The organism is Galbitalea sp. SE-J8, from assembly GCF_030345695.1.
GTDB lineage: Bacteria > Actinomycetota > Actinomycetes > Actinomycetales > Microbacteriaceae > JAUASV01.
The window spans coordinates 1-18,033 of the sequence record NZ_JAUASV010000030.1; the positions used below are offsets into that span (position 1 = coordinate 1).

Genomic DNA, 18,033 nt, shown 5'->3' on the forward strand with positions numbered 1-18,033 from the left:
CGACCGGAACCCCACCCGCAAGCCACTGCCGAGACACCGACACCCCCGCGACCGAATACTCCCCATCCGTCACCGAGACCGTCCCGCCCACCACCGCAGCACCCGACACCACCGGCACCACCGACACCGCGAACGAACCCGCCGACACCGTCACCGGATCCGTCACCGACACCACATCCGCATACCCCGCACGCGACGCCGTCACCCGCACCGACACCGGCACACCAACCAGATCCGGCGTCACCGCAAACGACGCACCCGTCGCACCCGCGACCGGCACCCCACCCGCGAGCCACTGCCGAGACACCGACACACCCGCGACCGAATACTCCCCATCCGACACCGACAGCGTCCCGCCCACCACCGCAGCACCCGACACCACCGGCACCACCGCCACCGCGAACGAACCCGCCGACACCGTCACCGGGGTCGACGTGCTCGTGCCGTCCGCATACCCGGCCCTGCTCGCCGTGGCGCGCACGGAGAGCGCCGTGCCGAGGTCGGCGGCGGTGACCTCCAGCGACGGTGAGGTCGCGCCAGCGATGGGCGACCCGTCGCGGAGCCACTGATACGCGACGTCGACGTCCGGAAGGTCCCAGTTCGCGGGACTCGAGGTCAGCGTGCCGCCCACGACGGCCGCGCCGTGCACCGCGACCGGATCGACGGCGGCGGGACCGCGGCTGAACGCGATCGTGTACGCGCGGGTCGCGCCGCTCTCGGCGGTCACCGTGACGGTGGCCTCGGCATCCTCGCTCGTCGCCTGCGTCACCGAGACGCTCGCGAGCGGGTCGCTGGCCGTCGCCGCCACGGTCGGCAGCGTCGATGCCAGCGGCAGGATCTCGGAGTACTCGGTCGTCGCCGGGTCGAACGACTCGAGCGGGGCCGCGTCGAGCGTGATCGCCCGGGCGGATGCGTCGGTGCTGACCCCCGCGGTCTTTCCGTAGACCTGCATCTCGGAGACGATGATGTGCGTCGACGTGCGGGCGTTCATGGTCACCCGGATGGTCTGGGCGCGCACGCTCACCGGAACCTCGACCACGATGCCCGTCGGTGTCGGACTCGCGATCGAGTCGACGAGCACCGGCTCGCTCGCGTCGACCCAGTCACCCGCGTCGTCGACGTACTGCACCTGCAGCGACGAGGCGTACGACAGCGCCGAGCCGTCCTTCCAGAAGTAGATCCGCACCCTCGACACGTCGGTCGTCGTCGCCAGCTTCTGCCGCAGCCAGTCGCCCGAGCGCGTCGGACTGGTCCAGTCGGACCAGCCCTTCTCGGTCAGGTCGCCGTTGATGGTGCGCGACGCGGGGTACCCGCTCTCGGTGTACGAGGCCGCCACCGCGACTCCGGGATCGAGGGACACGTTGCGGTCGCTCGGGTTCGTCACCTGCACGTGCAGGGTCGCGGCCACGCCGCCCTCGACGTGCCCGTGCAGGTCGAACGTGCCGACGCTCGCGAGCTGGCTCGGCGTCGGCGCGTCGTCCCAGGTGACCGGGATGTCGGCGACGTCGCCCGAGGCGAGCTCGGCCTGCGTGGTCGACGGCAGGATCGGGGTCGCGCCGACGTACGTCTTCAGCACGCCGGGGATGGTCGACACCACCGTCGAGACGACGACCGGGAGCGTGATCGCGTGCGTCGTGCCGTCGAGGTCGGGGACCGTGCCCGAGATCGAGCCCGTGCCGGCGCTCGCCCACAGACTCGGGTCGGGCGCGGTCCAGGTCACCGGGCGCGCCGTGCTCGTGCCGCCCGCGTAGTGCACGGTGATGGTGGACGGCAGGGTCGGCACCGTTCCGACGATCGTGTACAGCGTCGGCACGTCGTACGACGCGACCGTCGTGTCGATCGCGCTCCACGACTGATTGCTGCCGCCCGTCGGGATGTACGCCGCGACGGGCGAGCCGACCGCGGTCGCGCTGCCCGACACGTCGACGAGCGTGCGCTGCCCGACGTTGATGAGCGTGAATGCGCCGTCGCCCCGCGTCGAGACCATCCAGCGCGTGTTCGCGTTCGATGCGTCGCCGAGCGTCGTCAGGGTGTTCCCGGTGCCGGCGGCCAGGTACTGCCCGCTCGTCACGTTCTTCAGCCGGTACGCGGCGCTCGTCGAGTAGTCGGCGGGATCGACGACCTCCGCCTTCCACTGCTGCTTGCCGTCGAGCAGGTTGAGGCTCTGCAGGGTGCTCGCGCTGCCGGCGGTCGACAGGGCGAGCCCGCTGCCGGTGCCCTTCAGCTGATAGCTGTGCCCGGCGTTCAGGATGCGCGCGCCGTCCGCGACGCCGCTCACGTGGTTCACCACGAACGTCGTCACCGACTGGCCCTCGACCGGCACGTCGACGTACTTCGTGGCCGACGACACCGGGATCGGCGCGCCCGGCACGAGGTATCCGGATGCCGAGGTGCTCACCGGGGTCAGGGTCGCGTTCGACGCGATGGTGCCGAACTTCGCGAGGTCGACCCGCACGGTGTGCGCGCCACCGGTGTTGACGTGCACGATGCTGACCCCGTCGCCGCCGGCCTTCACGGCCGCGGTCGTGTTCGCGTTGTCGACCGGGATGAAGTGGTCGCCCTGCACGATGTAGTGGGTGAAGTTCTGCGCGGTCCAGTACTTCGTGTTCGTGTAGATCGGGCACTGGGCGAGCGTGTCGGTCGGCGCGCAGTCGAACTTGAGCTGGATCTCGCCCCAGTTCAGGTTCTCCCCGGCCGGCGACATGTTCGTGTAGTCCTCGACGGGCTGCCAGAACACCCAGGCGCTCGGCTCGAGGCTGCGGACGTCGTCGATGATCTTGTTGCCGAGCCAGGTGCCGGTGGCCATCGAGGTGAAGTTCTGTCCGTCGAGGCCCGAGCCCTCGACCTCGCTCATCCACAGCGGCTTGTTCGCGCTCTTCGCGATGTCGCGCACCGCGACCGAGCCGCCCGAGCCGTAGGTGTGCGTGTTCAGGCGGCCGAGCGCTGCGCGGGTGGTGGGCGTCCAGCTGTTCCACGCCGTCACGAGGTTCGACGGCACCGTCTCGTCGTTGCCCGCGACGATGGCGCTGAGTCCGTTGTCGCTGAGCTTCGTCTGCAGTCGCGTGAAGAGGTCCGCCTGCGTGGTCGCGGGGATGTTGGCACCCTCCTGGCGTCCCTTCGGCACGCCGCCGGTCAGGGTCGTCGTCCAGAATCCGGCCCACGGCTCGTTGACCGGCTCGACGGAGTCGAAGGTGATGCCCTCGGTCTGCTCGAGCTTCTTCGCGACCTTGGCGAGATAGGTGGTGAAGTTGCCCCGCTGACCCGAGACCATCTGATCGGTCGTCGAGGTGGTGGCGCCCGAGACGTATCCGCTCGTCGTCATGAACCACGGCGGCGAGTTGCTGAACGCCTCCCAGTGCATGTTCGAGCCCTGGCGCGCCTTCGCCGCCTGGATCCACCAGCGCTGGTTCGGATCGGCGTTCCAGTTGAAGTCGTCGTCGCTGCCGTCCCAGGCCGCGGCGTAGCTCGACTTGTTGGCGAACGTCGCCGGGACGTCGTTGTTCAGGTCGTCCTTGATCGTCGGAGCCCACCAGCCGGGCACGGCGCCGCCGGGCCGCAGGTAGTCGGCGACGTCGGTCGCGTTGCCTCCGCCGATGTTGTAGCGCGCGATGTTCAGGTTGAGGCCGTCGGGCCCGAAGACCATGTCGGCGAGCTTGTTCTTGACCTCGTCGGAGTACCCGCCCGTGACGTTCGCGAACCAGGCGAGGCTCGTGCCCCAGCCGTCGAATGCGGGCTGCTGGTACGACGGATCCGGCGTGATCGTGAGGTCGGGTGCCGTCGACCCGGCCGCCTGCGCCGGCACGGACGACGAGAGCCCGGCGAGGGCGACGCCGACGAGGGATGTCACCGTGGCAATTGCGAGAAACCGTCGAGCGATTCGCGACACCGTTGTCATGTTGTGCTGTGCACCTTTCGCATCGTTGCGTGAGGCAGATGGTCGATCCCGGGGGCGGAGGCCGCGGCCGGGATCAAAATGATTACGTAACCATTCTGGTCTCGCTCGGAGTATTCCACGTGCCGGCCGGCGGTGTCAATGAGAACGAGAAAAGCATTTCGACTGATTTCGATCCGCCGTCGGCGATGGTCGCGCGCGGCTCGCCCGGGCCGGGGCGAGGCAGGGCTCGGGCGGGTCGGGGAGCGCCCGTCGCGTCACCGCGCGGCGCCCCCCGAAGCCCGTCGTTCGTCGCCTAGCGCCCCTTCTTGACGACCTTCGTCGTGCTCGTGACGCTGACGGCGGCGTAGCCCGCCTTCGATCCGGTGACCGTCACGGTGATGCGCTTGCCCGCGAGGGATGCCGGGATCACGAGCGTCGAGCGGGTCGCCCTCGCGATCGCCACCCCGTTCGCCTTCCACCGGTACGTCAGCTTCACGCGCGCCGGAGTCCACTTCCCGGGCTTCGCGGCGAGCTTGTGACCCACCCTGGCCTGGCCCGTGACCTTCGGCTTCGGCGTCGAGTGCAGCTTCTTCAGCACCGGGCCGGTCTTCGCCGACGTCACCGACACCGGCAGATAGCCGCTCTTCGTCCCGGTCACCGTCACGGTGATGCGCTTGCCCGCCGCGGATGCCGGGATGACGAGCGTCGGAGCGGTCGCCTTCGCGATCGCGGCCCCGTTCACCCGCCACTGGTAGGTCAGCGTCACGCCCGACGGAGCCCACGCTCCGGCCTTCGCCGTGAGCTTGCGCCCCACCTGGGCCGCGCCCGTGATCTTCGGCTTCGGCGTCGACTGGAGCTTCTTCAGCACGACGTCGACCGTCGGGCTCTGCACCGCATCCGTCTGGGCCGAGGTCCTCGAGACGGGCACGTAGCCGTCCTTCGTCCCGGTCACCGTCACCGAGAGGTGCGCGCCGGCGACCGTGGCGGGGAGCACGAGGCTCGACGCGGTCGCGCCCGGGATCTCGGCACCGTCCGCCAGCCACTGATAGCCGAGCGTCACACCCGACGGCAGCCACTCCCCCGGATCGGCCGCCACCGTGGCGCCGACGACCAGGGTGCCGGACACCGTCGGCACCGGTGTGCCGGACATCGTGCGCAGCACCGCGGCGGACGGCGCGGAGGTGATCGAGTTGGGCGTGTAGCCCGGCGCGGAGCCCGTGACCGTGACGGTGAGCGACTCGCCGGCGACCGAGTCGTCGACCAGGTAGGTCGCCGCGGTGGCGCCGGGGATCGCCGTCCCGTTGGCGTTCCACTGGTAGCTGCGCACGGCCGAGCTCGGGGTCCAGGTCGCGTCCGAGATGCCGAGCGTGCTGCCGACGACCGGGGTTCCGGTGATCGAGACCGATCCCGACACGGCCACGACGGGCAGCGCCGACACCGTCACCGTCGCGATCGCCCGCACCGACGTGCCCTCCACGCGACCCTGCACCTCGAAGGTGCCCGTCGACGCGTAGCTCGCCGGATCGACCGCGTCCCACGTCACGGGGAGCACGGCCCAGCTGTCGTCGGTGTAGCGCGCGACGACCGTCTCGGGCAGCACGGGGGCCGTGCCCACCTGCACCGCGATCGGCACGGCGTCGAACGCGTCGATGATCGGAGTGACCGACACGATGGCGTGGGTCGCGACGCTCGCGTCGCCGTCCACGTGCCCAGTGGCGATGAAGCTGCCGCCGGTGGCGTAGTCACCCGGGTCGACCGCGTCCCAGACGGCGTCGACGAGCTGCGTCGTGCCGTTCGAGTATCGGCCGGTCACCTTCTCGGGCAGCTCCGGCGCCGTGCGGGCGTCCGTGGTCACCGTGGTCGTGACGGTGCTCGACAGCACGGCCGGGATCACCGTGAAGGTGGCCGTCGCCGGCACCGTGGTGCCCGCCACCGTTCCCGTGATGACGATCGGGTCGGCCGTCAGGTCGGCTCCGTCGACGTCCCACGTCACCGGGCGCGTCGCCGTGCTGCCGCCGAGGTAGTTGACCGCCACGGTCGCGGGCAGCGAGGGCGCGACGCCCTCGGGCACCGACCCCGTGATCGGCGTGATCGTGTCGACCGGCGGCGCGGCCAGCAGCAGCACGTTGCCGTACTGGTACGAGGTGTTGTAGCCGCGCGACCCGAACTGCCCGCTCACCGGCGCCGTCGACGACGTGTCGGTGTAGTCGATGACGGGCGTCGACATGTCATTCACGTACACCAGGAAGCGCTGACCGCGGGCGATCACCCGGATCGCGGCATCCGTGCCCGTGGCGAGCGAGGAGATCGTTCCCGACTGCACCAGCTGGGTCCACGAGCCGTTGGCACGCCCGAGCACCGCGGTCTTCGCGGTCGTGTTCACGCCCACGTAGTAGCCGGTGTAGTTGTCGGCTCCGTTGGCCGGTGAACTGACCCGCAGGATCAGACCCGCCTGCTGCGTCGAGCCGGAGGTGGTGCGCACCGTCGCCTGGTAGACCACGTCGCCTGAGCTCGGCACGTAGCGCGAGACCGCCTTCTCCCCGGCGCCGTTGTTCGCGGTGGCCGAGACGAGGCGCCCGCTCGAGATCGACCAGCCCGACGACGGGTAGCCGTCCCATCCCGTCGTGCCGGTGCTCGCGAACGAGTCGCTGTACTCGGCCACGCCGACCGCGATCGACGGATGCAGCGACGTTCCGGTGACCGTGCCGCTCACCGAGAAGTAGCCGCTCGACGCGAGCTGCGCCGGGGTGATCGTGTCCCACACCACCGGCTTCGACACGGTCGTGCCGTCGCTCAGCGTCGCGGAGACCGTCCCCGGAAGGCTCGGCTGCGTGGCGACCTTGGTCAGCACGAGCGACGTGGCGAATCTCGTCACCTGCAGCGCGGGCAGCACGGTCACCGTCACCGACGCGGGCACGGAGCCCGCCGTGCCGTGCACGGTGAAGGTTCCCGGGCTCGCGTATGCCGACGGGTCGACGGCGTTCCAGGTCACCGGCACCTTGCGGAGCTCGCCGGACTCGTCCTGGCCCGGGATCAGGGCGGGCAGCGCCGGGGCGACCCCGGCCGTCGTCTGGACCGTGTTCGTGCCGGTGACGGCGATCGTCGCGGGGACTGCCTTGATGACGAAGTTCTTGAACGCCGCCGCCGAGACGTAGGTTCGGGCACCGATGTAACCGCTCGCGAAGCTCGAGTCGGTCTGGGTCCACTTCGGCGTGACCATGTCCTTCGCGTAGTAGCTGATGGTGGTGCCGTCCGCGATCGCGCGCAGCTTGTAGAAGGTGCCGTTCGCGGGCGTGTCCGCGTTGGCGTAGCTCCACGCGGTCCAGGCGTTCGCCTTCTGGATGCCCGCGGCGTAGTACGTCGTGTTGCCCTCGATGCCGAGGTAGTACGCGTTCTGGTCGTTGGCCGCGCTGCCCGATCGGAACCAGAGTCCGGCGTTGCCGGTGCTGGCCGCCACGGAGACGTCGGCCTCCACGACGAAGTTGCTGAGGCTCAGCGGGTTCGCCGGGTTGAGCGGGTCCTTGACGTAGCTGTACGACGACGTGCCGCCGGCGTTCTGCGGGATCGTCCACGAGTTGTTGCTGTACGCCCAGGTCTTGTTGCCGCCCGAGGTCCAGCGCGAGGTCGCATCCGTCGCGAAGTCGTCATAGACGTAGGCCACCGTCACGTAGGCCACGACCGGGCTGTCCCAGCCGTCGACCGCGCCCTGCACCTGGAAGTAGCCGGCGTTCTGGTACTGCGCAGCGCTCACCGCGTTCCAGGTCACGGCCATGGCGGCCGTCGTGCCGTCCGAGCGCGTGGCGACGACCGTCGGGGGGAGCGCCGGTGCGACCTGGCGCTGGGTGATCACCCGGGCGTTCGCCACGGCCGTGATCGTGACCGCGGTGACATGCACCGTCGCGGTGGCGGCGATCTCCGTGCCCGGGACCGTGCCGGAGACCGTGAAGGTGCCCTCCGCGCTGTAGCTCTCCGGATCGATGGCGGCCCACGTGACGGGCAGCGTCACCGGACCCGACTCGGCGGTCGCCGACACCGTCGTGGGCAGCGTCGGCGCGACGCCGACGACGGTCGTCGTGTCGACCGGGTCGATCGACACCACCGGATCCGCGGGGGTCACGGCCACCCGCACCTTCGCGGGAACGGTCGTGCCCTCGATCGTGCCGGCGAGATCGAAGGTCCCGGGCGTCGAGAGCTGCGCGCTGCTCGGCGTCGCCCACGTCACCGCGCGCGTGTCCGTCGACTCGTCGCTCAGCGTCACCGAGACGGTCGCGGGGAGCGCCAGCTCCTGGCCGACCGAGATGGACCTGGTCACGGGCGTGGCCGCGACGACCGTCGCGGGCTTCGCGACGGTGGCCGGTCCCGCGGTCAGCACGCGGAACAGCTGGCCGTCCGAGCCGTCGGCCGTCGCGAGCGAGACGGAGCCCGAGCCCGAGCGCGCGAGCGCCTTTCCGTTCCGCGAGACGAGGGAGAAGTAGCCGTCCGGGCTCAGAACGAGCTTCCACTGCTGGTTCGACGCGAACTCCGTCGTGTACTTCTTGCTCGCGGGCGTGAGCGCGACACCGTCGCCCGACTGCGTCAGCACGAGTCCGCCGCTGTGCGACACGAGGCCGACGTAGCCGTCGAGGCTCGGCCGGGCGACCCAGCGCTGGTCCTTCGTGGCGTCGTCGTCGAACGCGGTGCGCACGACCGTGCCGGTCGTCGCCGAATGGGTTCCCGAGGCGAGCGCGATCGAGGTCGCCCGGTCGAGGATCTGCAGGTCGCCGACCGGAACGAGCGACCACTTCTGGTAGTCGCTGCCGTTGGCCGTGTTCTGCTGCACGCCGACGGTCGTGCCCGAGCCCGTGTTGATCTCGAGCGCCTTGTTCGAGTTGGTGTTCGTGATCGTGAAGTAGCCGTCGTCGTCCTGGGCGAACGCGAAGGTCGACGCGAGGCGCTTGTAGTAGACCGACTGCACGACGTTCGCCCCGTTGTTGGTGGCCTTGCCGGCGACGTTGACCACCTTCGCGGTCGCGCGATCGACGATCTTGAAGCCGCCGCCGGTCATCGGCTGCAGCAGCCACTGCTGCGTGCGCACGGGCGAGGTGTTCACGGGCGTCGTGGTGAGAGCCGCGTCGTTGGCCCGCGACTGGCCCGCGACGTCGAGCGCCTCACCGGTCGCCTTGTTGACGATGCGGTAGTAGTTGTTCAGGCCGTTGATGTCCGAGACCGTCGGCGCGGCCACGGTGTAGTCGCCCGTGGCGTCGAGGGTCTTCTGGGTCATGCCGAGCAGCACGAAGGTGGCCCAGCCGATGTTGCTCGCGTTGCCGTCGCCGCGCTGGTCGTTGTTCCAGTAGTCGTTGGCCGAGGTGCCGAGGTACTCGTTCGTGAAGCCGAGGCCCGAGCCCTTCCCGACGTCCGACATCTGTCCGGCCTTGTCGCCCATGTTGGTGTAGAGCATCGAGTTCTTCTCGATGTACCGCGCGAAGTCGATGTAGTGCTGATCGCCCGTCGCCTGGCCGAGCTCGTAGAAGTCGGACGAGTAGAGCGCCTGCGCGATGTCGCCGCCGGCCGCGCCGGCGTGGATGCCGCTCAGGCCGTAGCTCGGCACGTGCTCGTTGTCGTACATGATCAGGTCGTCGGTGCCGTCGACGGGCGACGCGAGCACCGAGTGGATGAAGTTCCAGGTCTCGGCGTAGTCGGCCGTGTACTTGGCGTGGTCGAGCCACTTGGCCTTCTCCACCGGGTCGGTCGCCGAACGGTAGAGGTACATGTACGCCTCGAGCGAGGTGTAGCCCGCCTCGCGGTCGCGCTCGGCCGGCTGGCCGTTGTAGTCCTCGAGCGAGTTGCTGTAGTTCATGTCCTGGCTCTGCACGGCCCAGGCGGCGTCGCCCGCCGCGCGCGCCTTGGCGGCGTAGCCGGCGTCGCCGGTCGTGTCCGCGAGCAGCAGCAGCGCCGGCACCGCCCAGATCGTCAGGGCACCCGCGCCCAGGCTGTGGTCGGGACCGGATGCGGTGGACGACAGCGCGTCGGCGTACGCCTTCGCCTTGTTCAGCCAGGCGACGTTGTCGACCCCGTGGCTCAGGTCCTCGCGGTAGGCCTCCATGAGCGCGGTGTACGCCTCGCCGCGCGTGCGCGGGTTGGTGCTGGCCTCGATGCCGCCGATGTTCACCTGGTCGTTGATGACGTTCCGGGCGCGGGTCTTCATGCCCTCGTTGCCGCGCGCCCAGCCCTGGGCGAGCTCGACCCAGGCCATGTCGGCCTGACGCCAGAGGAATCCGCTGGAGGTCTGCAGCAGCGCGTAGTTGGTGCTGTAGACGCGCTTGCCGCCCGACGTGCCGTACGAGTTGTCGACGTAGTCGACGAGAGTGTCGAAGTGGATCTTCGTGTCCACCCGATCGACGACCTCCGCGGTGTCCGCATAGGCCGCACGCCACACGCCGTCCACGGCGGAGCTGAAGTCGGCGTAGGAGTCGTAGCGCAGGGCCATGCCGGTGTCGCGCGAGAGCGTGTCGGACAGCGGGAGGTAGCGCATGATCGAGGGCTTGCCGCTGTAGATGTTGCGGTAGTTGCGGTTGTAGCCCGGGTAGCTCTGGAACAGCTCGGGGAAGCCGCCGTCGGCCGTGACCTGGCGAAGGCCGAGCCCGGCGACGTTGAAGCGTGAGTCCACGAGGGTCTTGTTCGTCTGGGGGTCCTTGTCGGCCGCGATCGTCTCGCCGTCCCCCGGGGTGCGGTCGAGCAGCGTCAGGCCGTAGCCGGTCGCCGGGTCGTATGCCGTGATGAGCGGCGCCGGCATGCCGTCCGTCGGCAACGAGGTCTCGGTGCCGTCGAACGCCATCTTGTTGCGCGCCGCGAACGTGAGAGCGTCGTTGCCGTACCAGGTTCCCGGTGAGAACCACTTGAATGACGACGGGTTCGCGCTCGCGCCGGTACGGATCGGGAACGTCACGTAGATGCCCTTGCCCGAGTCCCCCGCGCCGAGCGAGGTCACCTCGAAGTGCCGCGCGATGTCGAGTGTGTCGTGCGCGAAGTGGAAGGTGTCCGTGACGTGCACGACCGTGTTGTTGCCCACGACGACGTCGGCCGACGCGGTCCACGCGCCGGAGACCTTGGCCACGTCCAGGTACGCCGAGTACGACGGAGCGCTCGTGCTCTGGTAGCGCACGCCCACCGCCCCGGCCGTGGTGGCCCACTGCACGGCGCCGTCGCGCACGACGGCGAGCGAGTAGGTGTCCGCATCCGGGATCAGCTGGTACGAGACGCCCGAGTCGGACGTGCCGAGCGTGATCGTGTCGCTCGCGTACGCGGGGGTGACCGCGAGCGTCGTGAGACCGCCGACCGCCAGGGCTCCCACGGTGACCGCCGCCAGTAGGCGGAGGAATCGATTCTGCCTCATTGCAGGGTCCTTCCTGAGGTGCTGCTCGACGCGGGGCGGACGAGCTCGCCGCCACCGATCGCCGTGGGGAACGCAGGGAGCAGCCGGGACCGTCGCGACACCGTCGTCATGGCTGTGCGGTACACCCTTCGCGTCATTGCGTGAGGGGATCCGGACGGGTCTCTGACCGAGCCCGCGCATGGCGCCGAAAATGTTTTCGCGCCCACCCCTCGCACGGAGTATCCCATCGCCGAAACGTCGGTGTCAATCAAAATCGAAAAGGGTTTCGCGCCCCTTTCGAGGGCCGCGACCCGCGCGGTGCGCCGCGCGCCGCTACAGCTCGGTCGGCCCGAGTGCGGGCTGCGCGACGAAGCGGAAGGTGGCGGCGGCCACCCCGGTGAGCTCGAAGAGCGCGAGCCGGTTCTCCCCCGCGCGCAGCGCGCCCGCCGGCACGTAGAGGGTCGCCTGCGGCCCCCGCGACCAGTACCGGCCGAGGGCGAACCCGTTGACCCAGGCGATCCCCTTGCCCCAGCCGTCCGTCGCCAGGAAGAGGTCGGCCGGCTCGTCGAGCACGAAGCCGCCGCCCAGGACGACCGGTCCCGCGACGGCGTGCGCCGCGCGGACTCCGCCGCCGTCCGAGAGCGCCCGCTCGATCCGGTCCGGATCGAGATCGACACGGTGCACCGACCAGTCGTCGAGTGCGCGACCGTCGAGCGACACCGGCCCGAGCCCCTTCCACTCGCCGATGCGGTCGGCGTAGTTCACGCGCCCCATCTCCTCGACGAGGATCTCGAGAGCACCGTCGGCCACGGCCGGCAGGGCAAGCACCGCGTCGCGCTGATCGCGCTGGATCACGCCGACCGGGTCCCCGTCGAGGAACACCTGTCCGCGGTCGCGCACCTCGGGAGCCAGCAGCACCGCCCGATCCGCCGTCGACACCGCGTGGCGGTAGAGCAGGAAGCCGTCGTGGAGCAGGTCGTCGAAGGTCGGGGCGGTGCCCCTCTCGCGCGGCTCGGCGGAATCCAGGGTCGCCGCGCGCCAGTCGGCCCGGCGATCGAGCACGCCCGAGAACGCCGGGGCGGGCGCCCGCGCGGCCGGCACCTCGTCGGGAACCGGCGCGTAGCGTGCGATCACCTCGCGGAACGCCCAGAACTTCTCCGCGGGCGAGCCGTCCTCGGCGAGGGCGGCGTCGTAGTCGTAGCTCGTCACGATCGGCTGATACAGCCCCTTGTGGTTCGCGCCGTTCGAGAGACCGAAGTTCGTGCCGCCCACGAACATGTAGATGTTCACGGATGCGCCCGCCGCGAGCAGCTCGTCGAGCTCGCGCGCCGCGGCCGCCGCCGACGTCACATGGTGGGCGGTGCCCCACGAGTCGAACCAGCCGTCCCAGAACTCCGAGCACATGAGCGGGCCGGCGGGCTGGAACCCGCGCAGCGTGGCGAGACGCTCCCGCGAGCGCGATCCGAACGACGCCGTCGCGTGCACGCCCTCCAGCCGACCGTTCTGGAGCATCCGTTCGAAGGGCTGATCGACCGTCGTCAGGGGCACGGTGAGCCCGGCCGCGCGGTACAGCTCGACGAGCCGGGCGAGGTAGGCCTTGTCGTCGCCGTACGCGCCGTACTCGTTCTCGATCTGCATGAGGATGATCGGGCCACCGGCATCGATCTGGCGGGGCGCGAGGATCGGCGCCAGCTCGTCGAGGTAGTCGCCGACCGCCGAGACGAAACGCGCATCGCTGCTGCGCAGGCGGACGTCCCGATCGGCCGTGAGCCAGGTGGGAAGTCCGCCGTTGGTCCACTCGGCGCAGATGTACGGGCCCGGTCGCACGATGGCGTGCAGGCCCTCGGCCGCGACGAGGTCGAGGAAGCGGCCCAGGTCTCGCGCGCCGTCGGTGCGGAACTCCCCCGGCCGCGACGAGTGGAAGTTCCACGCGACGTAGGTCTCGACGGTGTTCAGGCCCATCAGCCGGGCCTTGTGGATGCGGTCGGCCCACTGATCGGGGTGCACGCGGAAATAGTGGATCGCGCCCGAGATAATGCGGAACGGCGAGCCGTCGAGCAGAAAGTCCTCGTCGCCGATCGCGAAGGAGTGTGTAGCTGCCAATGTGGTCTGGGCTTCCGATCTCATGGGCTGACCGCGGGATTCGACGGAATCGGCGACGACTCCTCCGTCCGCCTCGGCCTGCGAGCCCCGTGGGCGGTTATCGTGCGCTCCCCGCGACGTCGTCGAAGAGGGGGCATCGCGGCGGGCCGTTCAGCCTTCCGGTTTCACTATGTTTACCCTAACACTTGCGTAATTCCTCCGCAAAGTGCCGCAGAATGGAGTGCCCGCCGGCGAGCTCCCCGCTCACGGCGCCGAGCGAAAGGTCACGGCATGGAGGCACGCCCGTCGAAGCCCGCGGCGATGGCGGATGTCGCCGCACTCGCCGGGGTCTCCTCCCAGACGGTCTCCCGCGTCGCCAACGGCGCCACCAATGTGAAGGAGGCGACGCGGCTCCGGGTCATCCAGGCCATGCGCGAGATCGGCTACCGGCCGAACGGCGCGGCACGCGCGCTGAAGCGCGGCAGCTACGGCTCGGTCGGCGTCATCACCTTCACCCTCGCGAGCTACGGCAACATCCGCACGGTCGAGGCCATCAGCGCCCGGCTCGCCGACCGCGGCTACTCGCTCACCCTCATCAACGTTCCCGACCGCACCATGGGCAGCATCTCGGGCGCCTACAACCGGCTCGCCGACGAGGCCGTGGATGCCGTCATCGTGCTCTTCGAGGCGCGGCTCATCGACCAGGAGCACGCCGAGTTCCCGCCCGGCCTGCCGGTCGTGGTGGTCGACTCGCAGGAGGCGCGACGCTTCCCCACGCTCGACACCGACCAGGCCGAGGGCGCGGCTCTCGCGACCGAGCACCTCATCACGCTCGGGCACCGGGACATCCTGCACCTGGCCGGGCCCGAGGGATCGTTCTCCGCCGAACGGCGCACGGCGGCGTGGGCCGACACGATGGCCCGCCACGGACTCCCCGTGCGCCCGAGCCTGCGCGGCGACTGGAGCGCCGAATCCGGTTACGCGGCGGGAGCCGAGATCGCCCGGCAGCTGGGCGAGGTGACCGCGGTGTTCGCCGCCAACGACGCCATGGCGCTCGGCGTGATGCGCGCGATGCACGAGCTCGGCGTCGGCGTGCCGCACGACCTGAGCGTCGTCGGCTTCGACAACACCCCCGAGTCGTCGTGCTTCTGGCCACCGCTGACCACCGTCTCGCAGGACTTCGACACGCTGGGCCGGATCTGCGTCGAGCTCGTCGCCGAGGGCATCGAGGACGGCTCGACGCCCAACACCCACCACCTCGTGCCGACCGAGCTCGTGGTGCGGCAGTCGACGGCGCCACCGATCCGGGCGTGAGGGATGGCCCGGCGAGCCGAGGCTCACCGGGCCATCCGATTCAGCGCGCGATCACTTCTTGGTGACCGTGTAGCCCTGGCTGTTGCCGTACTTCACGATCGCGTCCGCCCAGGCGTCGAGACCGTCGGCCAGCGTCGTGCCGCCCGTGTAGGCGGGGCCGACGTAGGTCGAGAAGTCGGTGTTGGCGGCGACCTGGAACGGCAGGTAGCTCCAGCCCGGGTTCACGTTCGCGGCGGCCTGCGCCAGCACGCTGTTGTACTCCTGGCCGCCGAAGTAGGCGAGCAGGTCGGGAGCGTCGTAGTCGCCGGTCGACGACAGGAACGAGGCGTCCTTCAGGGTCGACTGCAGCGACGGGAAGTTGCCGGCCTGCACCCGCTGGGTCGCCCCGTCGCCGGCCGAGACGTACTCGAGGAACTTGTAGGCGGCCGCCTTGTTCTCCCCGAGCGCCGGGATGGCGAGCGAGCTTCCGCCGTTCTCGGCGTTGGCGGGCGAGCCGTCGAGCGTCGGCGCGAGCGCGACACTGAAGTTGCCCGTCGCGCCGGGAGCGCCGCTCAGCAGGTTGGCCGGCATCCACGCGCCGATCACGAGGGATGCGAGCGTGCCGTCGCCGAGACCGCGGTTCCAGTCGTCCGACCAGCTCGACACGCTCGTCGCGATGAGCTTCTCGTCGATCAGCTTCTGCCAGATGCCGAGGAACTCCTGCACCTTGTCGCTCGAGAAGTCGACCGTGACATCCGTGCCGCTGACCGTGAAGGCCGTCGGGTCGAGCTGCCACAGCAGTGACGTGATGAAGCCGGCGTCGCCCGCGTCGTTCGTGATGTAGTAGTCGTCGCCGAGCGCGTGGATCTTCTTGGCGTCCTCGTAGAAGTCCTGCCACGTCGCAGGAGGGGCGTCGATGCCCGCCTTCTCGAAGGTCGCCGTGTTGTAGAACAGCGCGACGGGACCCGAGTCGACCGGCAGGGCGAAGATGCCCTTCTGGCCCGACGAGTTCGTCTGGTTGACCGCGCTCCACGTTCCCGTGGTGTACTGGCCGTCGAGCGACGAGGCGCCGAGCGACGAGAGGTCGCTCAGGTCGTCCTGCACCGAGTACTGCGGCAGGGCGTAGTACTCGATCTGGGCCACATCCGGAACGCCCTTGCCCGCCTGGATGGCGTTCGACAGTGCCGTGTACTCGTCGGCGCTGCCGCCGACGTTGGTCACGGTGACCTTGATGTTCGGGTTGGCCTTCTCGAACGACGTCACCACATCCGAGTCCTGCTGGATGGTCGGCTCCCATGCCCACACGGTGACGTTGTAGTTCTGATCGGGATCGAGCGCCGTGGCGGACGACTCCGGGGCCGCTCCGTTCGAGCAGGCGCCGAGCGCGAGGGCCAGGGCCCCTGCGGTCACCCCCGCGGCGATCTTTCCGACTTTGCGACGGATCATTATGGACCTTTCATGTTCACGCAAACATTGTTGTCATGCGTGCTACTGCGATAAGAAATTCCTCGTGCGTCTCACGAGTCGTGATGCGCGTTATCTCCTGTATTAACCTTTTACACTCCCTGCCGCCAACCCCGCCTGCCAGTACTTCTGCAGGAAGAGGAAGGTCACGATCAAAGGGATGATCGTGAGCAACGACCCGGTGATGACGAGGTTCTGAACCGCCTCGGCTCCCACGGTCGAAGACTGCGCGTTCCACTGATTCAATCCGATCGTCAGCGGATACCAGGTCGAATCCTTCAACATGATCAACGGCAGGAAGTAGTTGTTCCAGGTCGCCGTGATGGTGAACAGCGAGACGGTCACGATGCCGGGTGCGAGCAGCGGCAGGCCGACCTGGAAGAAGGTGCGGAGCTCGCTCGCGCCGTCCACGCGCGCGGCCTCGAGCATCTCGGTCGGGATCGCCTCCGCGGCGAAGACGTACATCAGGTAGAGCCCGAAGGGCGCGACGAGCGACGGGACGATGACCGAGATCGGGGTGTTGGTCAGACCGAGCTTCGCGAACATCAGGAAGGTCGGCACGGCGAGGGCCGCGCTCGGCACGGCGATGGCGCCCATCACCGTGGCGAACACCCCGCGCTTGCCCGGGAAGCTGAACTTGGCGAGGCCGTAGCCGGCGAACACCGCGAGGAACACCGCCCCGCCCGCGCCGAAGGCCACGTACATCAGGGTGTTGAGCAGCCAGCGCCCGAAGATGCCGTTCTGATACGTGAACACCGTCACGATGTTGTCCCACAGCGCGAACCGTCCGCCGAACGCGAAGCCGAAGGTGCCGAGGAAGTCGGGCAGGTCCTTCGTGGCGTTGATCACCATCCAGAGCAGCGGGAACAGCGCGTAAACCAGGAAGACGCCCGTGATCAGGGTGAAGACGACGCTCTTGCGCGGCCGGGAGGGGTGGTACGCGCCGCGCCGCGGCACGCCCACCGGGCGCGACGGGCGCCGGCGGCGGGCCACGAGGGTCGAGACGGTCATCGCGCTCTCCTCCCGCGTCCCTCGTCGTTCGCCCGCATGCCGCGAAGCTGCACGACGTACGCGATGGCGACCGTGATCAGGCCCATGACGATCGCGAGCGCCGCCGCGTAGCCCTGCTGCCGGCTCCCGAACGACAGGTTGAACGCGTACAGGTTCGGGGTGAAGCTGCCGTTGATGACGCTCGGGGCCATCTTCTGCATGACGCTCGGCTCGTTGAAGAGCTGGAACGTCCCGATGATCGAGAAGATCGTGGCGATCGCGAGCGCGCCGCGCAACTGCGGGAGCTTGATCGCCCGGATGACCTGCCACTCGTTCGCCCCGTCGATGACGGCGGCCTCGTAGAGCGAGCCGGGCACGGTGGTCAGTGCCGAATAGAAGATGAGCATGTTGTAGCCGACGTACTCCCAGGTGATCACATTGCCGATCGCCCCGAGGATCCAGTCCGGCGAGAACAGGTCGATGCCCGTGCCGAGGGCGCGGTTGAGCTGACCGACGAGCCCGTATCGGGCGCCGTACATGAACCCCCACATGAGCGCCGAGACGACGGCCGGGACGAGGTACGGGATGAAGATCGAGATACGGAAGAAGTTGGTGCCGTGCAGTCGGCCGGAGTCGATCGCGAGCGCGAGGAACATCGAGAGCAGCAGCATGATCGGCACCTGCACGAGCAGTACGAGCGTCACCCGTCCGAGACTCGCCCAGAACTGCGGGTCCTGGAACAGCGTGAGGAAGTTGGCGAAGCCGACGAACTGCACGCCGCCGATCATCCGGTCGGTGAACGTGCTGAGGACGAGCGCGTACACGAGCGGCGCGATGAAGACGAGCAGGAACACGATCATGAACGGCCCGACGAACGTCCAGCCCCGCCAGTCGTGCCGGTGCCGGCGCCGGCGGGGTGCCGCGCCGGCCGAGACCGCGCTCGCCGGATCCACGGTCACCGAGCCCTGGGTTATCGCTG

General features: G+C 69.4%; 7 protein-coding genes. 1 reads left to right on the top strand and 6 read right to left on the bottom strand.

Translation table 11 applies throughout. From position 1 onward, the window contains the following. From QT381_RS14640 to QT381_RS14650, 3 genes are all read right to left on the bottom strand, one after another. Positions 1-3,847, bottom strand: a 3,847-nt coding sequence (locus QT381_RS14640) for a glycoside hydrolase (RefSeq protein WP_289249778.1), incomplete at its 3' end; no start/stop codon positions are given. Positions 3,848-4,187: 340 nt separating this feature from the next. Beyond that, entirely contained in the window at positions 4,188-11,246 is a 7,059-nt protein-coding gene (locus QT381_RS14645) for an Ig-like domain-containing protein (RefSeq protein ID WP_289249779.1), read from the bottom strand. A 312-nt stretch (positions 11,247-11,558) separates the two neighbouring features. Continuing rightward, the gene (locus QT381_RS14650) at positions 11,559-13,352 is read right to left on the bottom strand and encodes a glycoside hydrolase family 35 protein (RefSeq protein WP_289249780.1); all 1,794 of its coding nucleotides are present in this window, start codon (positions 13,350-13,352) and stop codon (positions 11,559-11,561) included. Positions 13,353-13,598: 246 nt separating this feature from the next. On the opposite strand from QT381_RS14650, the gene QT381_RS14655 reads away from it, so the two are divergent. Continuing rightward, the gene (locus QT381_RS14655; RefSeq protein WP_289249781.1) at positions 13,599-14,621 is read left to right on the top strand and encodes a LacI family DNA-binding transcriptional regulator; all 1,023 of its coding nucleotides are present in this window, start codon (positions 13,599-13,601) and stop codon (positions 14,619-14,621) included. A gap of 51 nt (positions 14,622-14,672) precedes the next feature. On the opposite strand, the gene QT381_RS14660 is transcribed toward QT381_RS14655, so the two are convergent. The 3 genes from QT381_RS14660 to QT381_RS14670 all read right to left on the bottom strand — a co-directional run bounded on the left by QT381_RS14660 (position 14,673) and on the right by QT381_RS14670 (position 18,013). After that, a complete protein-coding gene (locus QT381_RS14660; RefSeq protein ID WP_289249782.1) occupies positions 14,673-16,046 on the bottom strand; it encodes an extracellular solute-binding protein in 1,374 nt (457 codons plus the stop codon). 102 nt (positions 16,047-16,148) lie between these two features. Then, complete coding sequence (locus QT381_RS14665; RefSeq protein ID WP_289249783.1) at positions 16,149-17,075, bottom strand: carbohydrate ABC transporter permease; 927 nt, start codon at positions 17,073-17,075, stop codon at positions 16,149-16,151. After that, positions 17,072-18,013, bottom strand: a complete 942-nt coding sequence (locus tag QT381_RS14670; protein WP_289249784.1) for a carbohydrate ABC transporter permease — start codon at positions 18,011-18,013, stop codon at positions 17,072-17,074. Before QT381_RS14670 ends, QT381_RS14665 begins: the two co-directional genes overlap by 4 nt. Between the last annotated feature and the right edge of the window lie 20 nt (positions 18,014-18,033).